8 protein-coding genes are annotated in these 12,759 nt (G+C 61.7%); 4 read left to right on the top strand and 4 right to left on the bottom strand.

Annotated features, from left to right (window positions below):
- Positions 1 to 41: 41 nt before the first annotated feature.
- From zipA to PDR5_RS09130, 3 genes are all read right to left on the bottom strand, one after another.
- Positions 42 to 908: a cell division protein ZipA gene (gene zipA / locus PDR5_RS09140; RefSeq protein WP_064378762.1), complete on the bottom strand. Its 867-nt coding sequence runs from the start codon at positions 906 to 908 to the stop codon at positions 42 to 44.
- 259 nt (positions 909 to 1,167) lie between these two features.
- Positions 1,168 to 4,656: a chromosome segregation protein SMC gene (smc, locus tag PDR5_RS09135; protein ID WP_064594705.1), complete on the bottom strand. Its 3,489-nt coding sequence runs from the start codon at positions 4,654 to 4,656 to the stop codon at positions 1,168 to 1,170.
- 2 nt (positions 4,657 to 4,658) lie between these two features.
- A complete protein-coding gene (locus tag PDR5_RS09130; protein WP_039770022.1) occupies positions 4,659 to 5,318 on the bottom strand; it encodes a GntR family transcriptional regulator in 660 nt (219 codons plus the stop codon).
- Positions 5,319 to 5,584: 266 nt separating this feature from the next.
- On the opposite strand from PDR5_RS09130, the gene xdhA reads away from it, so the two are divergent.
- From xdhA to guaD, 4 genes are all read left to right on the top strand, one after another.
- Complete coding sequence (gene xdhA, locus PDR5_RS09125) at positions 5,585 to 7,039, top strand: xanthine dehydrogenase small subunit (protein ID WP_064594703.1); 1,455 nt, start codon at positions 5,585 to 5,587, stop codon at positions 7,037 to 7,039.
- Entirely contained in the window at positions 7,032 to 9,431 is a 2,400-nt protein-coding gene (gene xdhB / locus PDR5_RS09120) for a xanthine dehydrogenase molybdopterin binding subunit (protein WP_064594701.1), read from the top strand. The genes xdhA and xdhB overlap by 8 nt, the downstream gene beginning before the upstream one ends.
- A gap of 115 nt (positions 9,432 to 9,546) precedes the next feature.
- The gene (gene xdhC / locus PDR5_RS09115; protein WP_039770016.1) at positions 9,547 to 10,404 is read left to right on the top strand and encodes a xanthine dehydrogenase accessory protein XdhC; all 858 of its coding nucleotides are present in this window, start codon (positions 9,547 to 9,549) and stop codon (positions 10,402 to 10,404) included.
- A gap of 13 nt (positions 10,405 to 10,417) precedes the next feature.
- Entirely contained in the window at positions 10,418 to 11,722 is a 1,305-nt protein-coding gene (gene guaD, locus PDR5_RS09110) for a guanine deaminase (protein ID WP_064594699.1), read from the top strand.
- 109 nt (positions 11,723 to 11,831) lie between these two features.
- Here guaD and PDR5_RS09105 read toward each other — a convergent pair whose 3' ends face one another.
- Positions 11,832 to 12,596, bottom strand: a complete 765-nt coding sequence (locus PDR5_RS09105; RefSeq protein ID WP_007952027.1) for a GntR family transcriptional regulator — start codon at positions 12,594 to 12,596, stop codon at positions 11,832 to 11,834.
- Positions 12,597 to 12,759: the final 163 nt, after the last annotated feature.

Genomic DNA, 12,759 nt, shown 5'->3' with positions numbered 1-12,759 from the left:
ATTTTGCCGATTGCCCCTTTATAGCGAGGCAACCTTTTCAATCAACGCTTCTGGGTCAGGGCGCGACGTTCGAATTCAACGATGCGCTGACGGTAGTGCTCGATGGTCTGCGCGGTCAGGACGCTGCGCTGGTCATCTTTTAATTCGCCGTTCAGTTCCTGGGACAGCTTGCGGGCTGCCGCCACCATCACGTCGAAGGCCTGCTTCGGATGACGCGGGCCTGGCAGGCCGAGGAAGAAGCTCACCGCCGGGGTGCTGAAATGGTCGATGTCGTCCAGATCGAAGATGCCCGGTTTGACCGCGTTGGCCATGGAGAACAGCACTTCACCGTTGCCGGCCATGCTTTCGTGACGGTGGAAGATATCCATCTCGCCGAAACGCAGACCGCTTTCCAGAATGTTCTGCAGCAGTGCCGGGCCCTTGAAGCCGGCCGGGTCGCGGCAGATCACGCTGATCACCAGCACTTCTTCGGCTTGCGGCTGATCCTTGTCGGCCACTGCAGGCGACGACTTGGCGGCAGGTTCGACAAAATCATCGTCACGGCTGCTGAAGCTCGGGCCGCCGTCCAGATCCAGATCGAGGTTCAGGTCGCCCTGGGCCGGACCGTTGCTGCCACGCTTGCCGCGCTTGGAACCGGATTCGCGAGGCTCGCGTGCTTCGCGGGCCGGCATGCTCACCGATGGCAGATCGTGTTCGTCCAGTTGCGGCTCTTTATGGGTATCCAGCACGCGGGCCGGGCCCAACAGCTCGGCGCTGGTGTCCTCGTCCGGCAGGTTGGACAGACTTCGGTCAAGACGGAATTTCAGTTTTCCCTTGCCGCCGCGCATACGGCGCCAGCCATCGAAAAGAATACCGGCTATCACAATGATGCCGATGACGATCAGCCACTCGCGCAGACCGATTTCCATGTAATCCCGTGCCTCTATAAAAAATGCTGAAAAATAAGGGGTTTACACTGTGCAAACCGCTTTAAAACGTGGCGCCAACTCTATGTTCTGACAGGCGTTTTGCCCACGTATACGAAAAATTGACATTAAACTAGCACGACCAAAGACAACTTTACACCGTCTGTCTCATTGGCTTGCGCGATTATGTCGATTGGCCAGCAAGTCGAAGCCGGTAAATATGTCCTACAGACTACAAATACCTTTTCCGACACGCGCCGGCTCAGGCATCCACCATCGCCATCGCCTCCTCGACATCCACGGCTACCAGTCGCGAACAACCCGGCTCATGCATCGTCACACCCATCAACTGGTCAGCCATTTCCATGGCGATCTTGTTGTGGGTGATATAGATGAACTGCACGGTCTGCGACATCTCTTTGACCAATCGTGCGTAGCGTCCAACGTTAGCGTCATCCAGTGGTGCGTCAACTTCATCGAGCATGCAGAACGGCGCCGGATTCAATTTGAAGATCGCAAAAACCAGTGCCAGTGCCGTCAGGGCTTTCTCGCCGCCGGAGAGCAAATGGATGGTGCTGTTCTTCTTCCCGGGCGGCTGCGCCATGATCGTCACCCCTGTATCGAGTAGATCTTCGCCCGTCAGTTCCAAATACGCCCGCCCGCCACCGAAAACTTTTGGAAAAAGTGCCTGTAAACCGCCATTGATCTGATCAAAGGTATCTTTGAAACGGTTACGGGTTTCCTTGTCGATCTTGCGGATGACGTTTTCCAGGGTCTCCAGTGCTTCGACCAGATCGGCGTCCTGGGCGTCCAGATAACGTTTACGCTCGGATTGTTGCTGGTATTCGTCGATCGCCGCGAGGTTGATCGCGCCCAGGCGCTGAATGCGCGCGGCGATGCGTTCAAGTTCTTCTTCGGCAGCCTTCTCGCTGGCCTCGGCAGTCAGAGTATTGAGCACGCCGTGCAGATCGTAGCCGTCTTCCAGCAGTTGATCCTGCAGAGCCTTGCGGCGCACGGTCAGGGCCTGCCATTCCATGCGTTGCTGTTCGAGCTGGCCACGGATCAATTGCGATTGCTGCTCGGCCTGGGTCCGGCGTTTTTCCGCGTCGCGCAGTTCGCGGTCAGCGTCTTCCAGAGCGATCTGGGCGGTCTTGAGTTCGTCGTCGACGCTCATGCGCTTGTCGAGCAATTCTTCGAGTTTGAGGCGCAATTCTTCCAGCGGCGCCTCGCCCTCCTCCAGATTCAGGCTGAGCTGTTCACGTTTTTCGGTGAGACGCTCGGCCTGCATTTCCAGACGCTCAAGGGCCTGGCGAGTCGAATCATGCTGGGCCCGCAACGAGCCGAGGCGCACGGCCAATTGATGCGCGTGATCCTTGTGCTGACGGGCTTCCTGACGCACCCGATCCAGACGTTCGCGCAGACTGTCGCGCTGGGCCAGCAGCAATTCGCGCTGCTCGGTGTCGAGGGCCATGGCGTCGAGGGCGTCCTGCAACTGGATCCGCGCTTCGCCGATGTTTTCGTGTTCCAGCTCGCGCTGCTCGGCGAGCTCGACCAGCTCTTCGTCGAGGCGGGTGCGACGCAGGTTCAACTGCTCGGCCTTGGCTTTGCCAGCGGACAGCTGAGCTTTCAATTCGCCTTGCTGACGGGCTTCGTCTTGCAGCAAACGACGCAGATGTTCGCGACCGTTTTCCTGCTGACGCTGTTGCGCGCGCAGGGTTTGCAGACGGGTTTCCATGGCCTCGACCGTGGCTTCACGCTCTTCGCGTTCCGCATGCAGCGATTCGATTTCCTGGCCGCGTGCAAGCATGCCGCTTTCGGCTTCGCTGGCGCGGCGCACCCGCAGGAAATGCCGGCCGACCCAGTAACCGTCGCGGCTGATCAGACTCTGCCCGGCAGCTAGTTGGCCGCGCAAGGCGAGTGCCTGCTCAAGGCTGTCGACCGGTTTGACCTGAGCGAGCCAGGGCGACAGATCAACCTGCGCCTCGACCTTGTCCAGCAGGCTGCCGGCCACGCGCACGCCGTCATTGCCAGGGCTGAGCAAACGCAGATCGCCCTGGGCAAAACCGGACAGATCAAAGCCGTCGAAATCATCCACCAGCACCGCTTGCAGGTCGGCGCCGAGCACGGTTTCCACCGCCAGCTCCCAACCGGCCTCGACCTTCAGGCCTTCGGCCAGACGCGGACGCTCGGTGAGGTTGTGTTCTTTCAACCATTCAGCAGTGCCGGTGCCCGGATCGAGCGCGGCCTGCTGCAAGGCTTCGAGAGACGCGAGGCGACCGTTGAGGCGCTGCAAATCGCCCTGCGCCTGTTGCTGCGCGGTCAACGCCTGCTGCAGTTCCTGGCGCAGTTGCTCGAGTTTTTCGACCTGAGCTTCTTCGCTGGTCTGCAAATCTTCAAGGGTGGCTTCGGACTCGGCGAGCTGTTCGCTGAGCTCCATGATCGCCGCGTCTTCCGGATCGGCCGACAGCAGCGCCCGCTCTTCGCCGAGACGCTTTTGCCGATCGGCGAGACGCTCCATGCTGGATTCCAGCTGCTGGATGCGCGACTGCTGCACTTCGGCCTGACGGCGCGGTTCAGCGGCGGTCAGGTTGAAAGCGTCCCACTGCTCCTGCCAGCCGTGCATGACGGCTTCGGAATCTTCCAGCGCAGCGGCGGCTTCTTCGGCGGCGGCGTTGGTGATTTCCTGCTCGGGAGTCAGTTGATCAAGTTCTTCGCCAAGGGTCAGCAGCAAGGTGCGGTCGTGGCCCAGGTGCGATTCGGTTTCGAGGCGTGCGCGCTCGGCTTCTTTCAGGTCGTCCTGCAACTGACGCAAACGCTGCTGGCCGTGCTGGATGCTCTGCTCGACCCGGGCGATGTCGCCGCCGACCGAATAGAAGCGCCCCTGCACCAGATTGAAGCGCTCGGACAGGTCGTGGTGACCGTCGCGCAGGCGTTCAATCGCGGCGTCGGCGTTGCGCTGCTCGGCAACCAGCGCTTCGAAGCTGATTTCCTGGTTGCCGATGATCGATTCACGCTGGCTGACCTGATCGTTCAGATCCTGCCAGCGCAGGGCCGACAGTTGGGCCTTGAGCTGGCGTTCTTCGGCCTTGTATTCCTGATACTTCTTGGCGGCCTCGGCCTGACGGTGCAAGCGTTCGAGCTGGCGCTCGAGCTCTTCGCGCAGGTCGGTCAGACGGGCCAGGTTTTCGTGGGTGCGGCGGATGCGGTTTTCGGTCTCGCGTCGGCGCTCCTTGTACTTGGAGATGCCGGCGGCTTCTTCGATGAAGTTACGCAGGTCTTCCGGTTTGGACTCGATCAGCTTGGAGATCATCCCCTGTTCGATGATCGAGTAACTGCGCGGGCCGAGGCCGGTGCCGAGGAAAATGTCGGTGATGTCGCGACGACGGCATTTGGCGCCGTTGAGGTAATAAGTCGTCTGGCTGTCGCGGGTCACTTTGCGGCGGATCGAGATTTCCGCGTACGCCGCCCACTCGCCCAGCAGCGTGCCGTCGGAGTTGTCGAACACCAGCTCGATGCTCGCCTGGCTCACCGGTTTGCGGCTGGTCGAGCCATTGAAGATGACGTCGGTCATCGACTCGCCGCGCAGGTTCTTGGCCGAGCTCTCGCCCATCACCCAGCGCACGGCGTCGATGATGTTCGACTTGCCGCAACCGTTCGGCCCGACGACCGCCGCCATGTTGCTGGGGAAGTTCACCGTGGTCGGGTCGACGAAGGATTTGAACCCCGCCAGCTTGATGCACTTGAGCCGCAAGGTCAGGCAACCGTCAGGGCGGACACCACCAGATCGCAGCTGCGCTGGGCGTAAGCCGTCAGCACGATGCGGATCTGCGGCAGGTCACGGGCGAGTACGGCAGCGAGCAGGCGTTCGAACAGGTCGAGGAACTCGCTCATCTCGGCCTTGCGCTGCTCCAGCGCGAGGAAGTACGCACGGCTCATGGCCGGTTGCAGGTTCTCGACGGTTTCCTGCAGGTACGGGTTGTTGGCGAACGGGTACGCGGCGCGCATGACGTTGAAGCTGTCGTCGACGAAGGTGCGGATGTCCTGACGCTCGTAGCTGGCGGTCAGGCGCTGCTGGATCTGCACGAACGGCGCCATGTCGGCCTGGGTCTGCCAGCCATTGGCCACTGCGTTGCCGAGCAGGATGTACAGCTCGCTCATCAGCGTGCACAGGCTCTGCACCTTGTGCGCCGTCAGTTCGGTGACGTGCGCACCGCGGCGCGGCAGGATCGCGATCAGGTGACGGCGCTCGAGGATCAGCAAGGCTTCGCGGACCGAGCCGCGGCTGACGTTCAGCGCCAGCGTGACCTTCTGTTCCTGGATGCGCTCTCCCGGCTTCATTTCGCCACGAATGATCCGTTCGGCGAGGTGGTGAGCGATTTGCTCGGCGAGGCTGTCCGGCGCCTTGAACGTCATGGTTGTCCTTCAAACTCTTCGATCTGCACAAGCGGCGCAGTGTAGCGCAATGCGCGGTCATGGCGGAGTGCCCGCACAGCGGTTTTTGGCACGAATCCCGCAAAAAAGCGCTTGATCCAATGAGGGTCAATACTGAAGAGACACGAGGTTGAGCGACAAAACGGTTTTTCCTGACCTTTAAGTCAGAAAACCATTGACCGAAAAGTCAGACCTGCTAAATTCGGCTCAAGTCGCTCAACAACAATAATGAGTCTGCGAGGCCTTCCGTGATCCAGTTTTTACTTAACCAGGAACTCCGTAGCGAGCACGCCCTGGACCCGAACCTGACTGTGCTCAACTACCTGCGCGAACACGTGGGTAAATCCGGCACCAAAGAAGGCTGCGCCAGCGGTGACTGCGGCGCGTGTACGGTGGTGGTCGGCGAGTTGCAGACGGATGACGATGGCCGCGAGCACATTCGCTATCGCAGCCTCAACTCGTGCCTGACGTTCGTTTCGTCGCTGCACGGCAAACAATTGATCAGCGTCGAAGACCTCAAGCACAAGGGCGAACTGCACAGCGTGCAGAAAGCCATGGTCGAGTGCCACGGTTCGCAGTGCGGTTTCTGTACCCCCGGTTTCGTGATGTCGCTGTTCGCCCTGCAAAAGAACAGCGATGCACCGGATCAGGCCAAGGCCCACGAAGCGCTGGCCGGCAATCTCTGCCGCTGCACCGGCTACCGGCCGATCCTGGCCGCCGCCGAACAATCCTGCTGCGCCAAGCAACCGGACCAGTTCGACGCCCGTGAAGCGGAAACCATCGCCCGCCTCAAAGCCATTGCCCCGACGTCGATCGGTGAACTCAACAGCGGCGACAAACGCTGCCTGGTGCCGCTGACCGTCGCCGACCTGGCCGATCTCTACGACGCTTATCCACAGGCCCGCCTGCTGGCTGGCGGCACCGATCTGGCGCTGGAAGTCACTCAGTTCCACCGCACGTTGCCGGTGATGATCTACGTCGGCAACGTCGCCGAAATGAAACGCATCGAGCACTTCGAGGATCGCATCGAAATCGGCGCCGCCACCGCCCTCTCCGACTGCTACGAAGCGTTGAACGCCGAGTACCCGGACTTCGGCGAGCTGCTGCACCGCTTCGCCTCCCTGCAGATCCGCAACCAGGGCACTTTGGGCGGCAACATCGGCAACGCCTCGCCGATCGGTGACTCGCCACCGCTGCTGATCGCCCTCGGCGCGCAGATCGTGCTGTGCAAGGGCGAGACCCGCCGCACGCTGGCCCTCGAGGATTACTTCATCGATTACCGGGTCACTGCGCGTCAGGAAAGCGAGTTCATCGAGAAGATCATCGTCCCTCGCGCCACGGCTGAGCAGCGCTTCCGCGCCTACAAAGTCTCCAAGCGTCTGGACGACGACATCTCTGCCGTCTGCGCTGCGTTCAATCTGCGCATCGAAAACGGCGTGATCACCGACGCCCGCGTCGCCTTCGGCGGCATGGCCGCGATCCCGAAACGCGCTGCTCATTGCGAAGCCGTGCTGCTCGGTCAGCCGTTCAACAACGCTGTGGTCGAACGCGCCTGCACCGCGCTGGGCGAGGATTTCACCCCGCTCTCGGACTTCCGCGCCAGCAAGGAATACCGCCTGCTCAGCGCGCAGAACCTGCTGCGCAAATACTTCATCGAACTGCAAACACCGCACATCGAGACTCGGGTGACCGCTTATGTCTAACCATCACGGCGTAGAGAAAACGCAAGCTGAACTGGCTGAACTGTTCGCCAAAGACCTGACCACCGGCGTCGGCCGCAGCGTCAAGCACGACAGCGCCGCCAAGCATGTGTCCGGTGAAGCGCAATACATCGATGACCGCCTGGAATTCCCCAACCAATTACACGTTTACGCGCGGCTGTCGGATCGCGCCCACGCGAAAATCATCAGCATCGACACCCAGCCCTGCTACGCCTTCGAAGGTGTGCGCATCGCCATCACCCACGAAGACGTACCGGGCCTGAAAGACATCGGCCCGCTGCTGCCGGGTGATCCGCTGCTGGCCATCGATGACGTGCAGTTCGTCGGTCAACCGGTGCTGGCCGTGGCCGCGAAAGATCTGGAAACCGCACGCAAGGCCGCCATGGCCGCGATCATCGAATACGAAGATCTGGAGCCGGTGCTGGACGTGGTCGAAGCCCTGCGCAAACGCCACTTCGTGCTCGACAGCCACACCCATCAGCGCGGCGATTCGGCCAACGCGTTGGCCACGGCCGAGCATCGCATTCAGGGCACGCTGCACATCGGCGGCCAGGAACACTTCTATCTGGAAACCCAGATCTCCTCGGTGATGCCGACCGAAGACGGCGGCATGATCGTCTACTGCTCGACCCAGAACCCCACCGAAGTGCAGAAACTGGTAGCCGAAGTCCTCGACGTTTCGATGAACAAGATCGTGGTCGACATGCGCCGCATGGGCGGTGGTTTCGGCGGCAAGGAAACCCAGGCCGCGAGCCCGGCCTGCCTGTGCGCAGTGATCGCGCACCTCACTGGCCAGCCGACCAAGATGCGCCTGCCACGGGTCGAAGACATGCTGATGACCGGCAAACGTCACCCGTTCTACGTCGAGTACGACGTCGGCTTCGACAGCACCGGGCGCCTGCACGGGATCGCGATGGATCTGGCCGGTAACTGCGGCTGCTCGCCTGACCTGTCGGCCTCGATCGTTGACCGTGCGATGTTCCACTCGGACAACTCGTACTACCTCGGCGATGCGACCATCAACGGTCACCGCTGCAAGACCAACACCGCGTCGAACACCGCGTACCGTGGTTTCGGCGGCCCGCAAGGGATGGTCGCGATCGAGGAAGTGATGGACGCCATCGCCCGTCACCTGAACCTCGATCCGCTGGCCGTGCGCAAGGCCAACTACTACGGCAAGACCGAGCGCAACGTCACCCATTACTACCAGACCGTCGAGCACAACATGCTCGAAGAGATGACCGCCGAGCTGGAAGAAAGCAGCCAGTACGCCGAGCGCCGCGAAGCGATCCGTCGCTACAACGCCAACAGCCCGATCCTGAAAAAAGGCCTGGCGCTGACCCCGGTGAAATTCGGCATTTCCTTCACTGCCAGCTTCCTCAACCAGGCAGGCGCCTTGGTACACGTCTACACCGACGGCAGCATCCACCTGAACCACGGCGGCACGGAAATGGGCCAGGGCCTGAACACCAAAGTCGCGCAGGTCGTGGCCGAAGTGTTCCAGGTGGAAATGGACCGCGTGCAGATCACCGCGACCAACACCGACAAAGTGCCGAACACCTCGCCGACCGCGGCCTCCAGTGGCGCCGACCTGAACGGCAAAGCGGCGCAGAACGCTGCCGAGACAATCAAGCGGCGTCTGGTCGAATTCGCCGCGCGGCACTACAAGGTCAGCGAAGAAGACGTGGAATTCCACAACGGCCACGTACGAGTGCGTGACCACATCCTGACCTTCGAAGCGTTGATCCAGCTGGCGTATTTCAATCAGGTGTCGCTGTCGAGCACCGGGTTCTACAAGACCCCGAAAATCTACTACGACCGCAGCCAGGCCCGTGGCCGGCCGTTCTACTACTTCGCCTTCGGCGCGGCGTGCTGCGAAGTGATCGTCGACACCCTGACCGGCGAGTACAAGATGCTGCGCACCGACATCCTCCACGACGTCGGCGCCTCGCTGAACCCGGCCATCGACATCGGCCAGGTCGAGGGCGGCTTCGTCCAGGGCATGGGCTGGCTGACCATGGAAGAACTGGTGTGGAACAACAAGGGCAAGCTGATGACCAACGGCCCGGCCAGTTACAAGATCCCGGCCGTGGCGGACATGCCGCTGGACCTGCGGGTGAAGCTGGTGGAAAACCGCAAGAACCCGGAAGACACGGTGTTCCACTCCAAGGCTGTGGGTGAGCCGCCGTTCATGCTCGGCATCGCTGCGTGGTGCGCGATCAAGGATGCGGTGGCCAGTCTGGGCGACTACAAGCATCAACCGAAGATCGACGCACCGGCGACCCCGGAGCGGGTGTTGTGGGGCTGCGAGCAGATGCGCCAGCTCAAAGCGGTGAAAGCCGTCGAAGCTGAAACCGAGCTGGCTCCGCTCTAGACCGAGGCGCGGCCATCGCGAGCAGGCTCGCTCCCACATTTGGATGCATTCCCATGTGGGAGCGAGCCTGCTCGCGAAGAGGCCCGAACAGACAACGACAGATGTCGAGGTGAACATGTACAACTGGATCGACGCCCTCGCCGACCTGCAGAACCAGGGCGAACCCTGCGTTCTGGTGACGATCATCGAAGAACTCGGCTCGACGCCGCGCAATGCCGGCTCGAAGATGGTCGTCAGCGCCCGCCAGACCTTCGACACCATTGGTGGCGGGCACCTGGAATACAAAGCCATGCAGATCGCCCGCGAGATGCTCGCCAGCGGCAGGCAGGACACCCATCTGGAGCGCTTCAGTCTCGGTGCCAGCCTCGGCCAGTGCTGCGGCGGCGCGACAGTGCTGTTGTTCGAGCCAATGGGCCAGGTGCAGGCGCAGATCGCCGTGTTCGGCGCCGGTCATGTCGGCCGCGCGCTGGTGCCGCTGCTCGCCAGCCTGCCCTGCCGGGTGCGCTGGATCGATTCCCGGGAAGAGGAATTTCCCGAACAGATTCCCCACGGCGTGCGCAAGATCGTCGCCGAGGAACCGGTGGATGAAATCGACGACCTGCCCGCCGGCAGCTACTGCATCGTCATGACCCACAACCATCAGTTGGATCTGGAGCTCACCGCCGCGATCCTCAAGCGCAACGACTTCACCTGGTTCGGCCTGATCGGCTCGAAGACCAAACGCGCCAAGTTCGAACACCGCCTGCGTGACCGTGGCTTCGACGCCAGCGTCGTGCAACGCATGCGCTGCCCGATGGGCATCGGCGAAGTCAAAGGCAAGTTGCCTGTGGAAATCGCCATCTCCATCGCCGGCGAAATCATCGCCACCTATAACGCCAATTTCGGCCAGCACACCGCCAGCGCCGAACCGATTGCCAAACTGCTGCCGGTTTCACGCCGCAGTCAGGCCGCCACACTCAAAGCCTCAAACTGATTAGAGAACCCTCATGCCTCTGACTCGCAAAGCCTACCGCGCCGCCATCCTGCACAGCATCGCCGACCCCGCCGAGGTCGGCATCGAAGCCTGCTACGAGTATTTCGAGGACGGCCTGCTGGTGGTCGATGGCGGCAAGATCAGCGCCCTTGGCCACGCCAGCGAACTGCTGCCGACCCTGCCGGCGGACATCGAGATCACCCATCACAAGGATGCGCTGATCACTCCGGGCTTCATCGACACCCACATCCACCTGCCGCAGACCGGCATGGTCGGCGCCTATGGCGAGCAACTGCTGGACTGGCTGAACACCTACACCTTCCCGTGCGAAAGCCAGTTCGCCGACAAGGCCCACGCCGATGAAGTGGCGGACATTTTCATCAAGGAACTGCTGCGCAACGGCACCACCACTGCGCTGGTGTTCGGCAGCGTGCACCCGCAATCGGTGAACTCGTTCTTCGAAGCCGCCGAGAAGCTGGATCTGCGGATGATCGCCGGCAAGGTGATGATGGACCGCAACGCGCCGGACTACCTGACCGACACCCCGGAATCGAGCTATGTCGACAGCAAGGCGCTGATCGAGCGCTGGCACGGCAAGGGTCGTCTGCATTACGCCGTAACCCCGCGCTTCGCCCCGACCAGCACCCCGGAACAGCTGACCCTCGCCGGCCAGTTGCTCAGCGAATACCCGGATCTGTACATGCAGACCCACATCAGCGAAAACCTCAAGGAAGTCGAGTGGGTCAAGGAGCTGTTCCCGGAGCGCAAAGGCTACCTCGACGTCTACGATCACTATCAATTGCTCGGCGAGCGCTCGGTGTTCGCCCACGGCGTGCACCTGTGCGACGACGAATGCGCGCGCCTGGCGCAGACCGGCTCGGCGGTTGCGTTCTGCCCGACCTCGAACTTCTTCCTCGGCAGCGGCCTGTTCAACCTGCCGATGGCCGAGAAGCACAAGCTGAACGTCGGCCTCGGTACTGACGTCGGCGGCGGCACCAGTTTTTCGCTGCTGCAAACCCTGAACGAAGCCTACAAGGTGATGCAGCTGCAAGGTGCGCGCCTGAGCCCGTTCAAGTCGCTGTACCTCGCCACCCTCGGCGGAGCGCGGGCGCTGCGTCTGGAAGACAGGATCGGCAACCTGCAACCGGGCTCCGACGCCGACTTCCTGGTGCTCGACTACAACGCCACGCCGCTGCTGAGCTACCGCCTGAAGCAGGCCAACAATATTGCCGAGACGCTGTTCGTACTGATGACCCTGGGCGATGACCGCACCGTGGCTCAGACCTATGCAGCAGGTGCGCTGGTACACCAGCGCTAGTTTTCCGCAGGCAAAAAAATCCCCCGGTACTTTTCAGTCCGGGGGATTTTTATTACCTGTCAGATTGCTATCGCTAGCAAGCCAGCGATTGGGGGCGACGCGGTCTGACTTAGAGCTTGACCGCCGGCCGCCCCGGCTTCTTGGTCTGCAACAGATGCGAGAACACTGCATGCAGATCGTCGGACGCGCTTTCCTCGTCGAGGTTGAGCTTGCTGTCGATGTGATCCATGTGATGCATCATCAGATCCACCGCCAGCTCGCCGTTGCGCGCTTCGATGGCGTCGATCAACTGGGTGTGCTCGTCGTAGGAGCAGTGCGAGCGGTTGCCGCTTTCATACTGGGCAATGATCAGCGACGTCTGCGAAACCAGGCTGCGCTGGAAGCTGATCAATGGCGCGTTCTTCGCCGCTTCCGCCAGTTTCAGGTGGAATTCGCCGGAGAGACGGATGCCGGCGCCGCGATCGCCACGGGAGAAGCTGTCGCGTTCGTCGTTGACCATCTGGCGCAGTTCGGCGATCTGCTCGGCGGTGGCGTGCTGCACCGCCAGTTCGGTGATCGCGCGCTCCACCAGACGTCGGGCGAGGAACACCTGACGCGCTTCTTCAACGCTCGGGCTGGCGACGACTGCGCCACGGTTCGGCCGCAACAGCACCACGCCTTCATGGGCCAGACGCGAGAGCGCGCGGCGAATGATGGTGCGGCTGACCCCGAAAATTTCCCCCAGCGCTTCTTCGCTCAACTTTGTGCCGGGCGCCAGGCGCTGTTCGAGGATGGCCTCGAAGATATGCGCATAGACAATATCGTCCTGGGTTCCGCTGCGGCCGGCTTTGCCTGCTCGCGGTTGTTTCTTGAGGGGTTGCAACTGTTCGTTCATGGGCACTCGAGTCGGGAAGAACGGCGGCGAATTGACCGTGACTGTAATACGGCACAGTGGGTCGCTGGCAAGTATCGCGTAAAAAACAGCGCGATTGTACACAATGGAAGGTGGCAACACGACTGTACGGCTGTTTGCGACTTCGGCTGTATTGCAACGCTCC

The sequence above is a fragment of the Pseudomonas sp. DR 5-09 genome (genome assembly GCF_001655595.1).
GTDB classification, from domain to species: Bacteria; Pseudomonadota; Gammaproteobacteria; order Pseudomonadales; family Pseudomonadaceae; genus Aquipseudomonas; species Aquipseudomonas pharyngis.
Note: the sequence above shows the minus strand (reverse complement) of the source record. Positions and strands in the feature narration are given on the sequence as shown.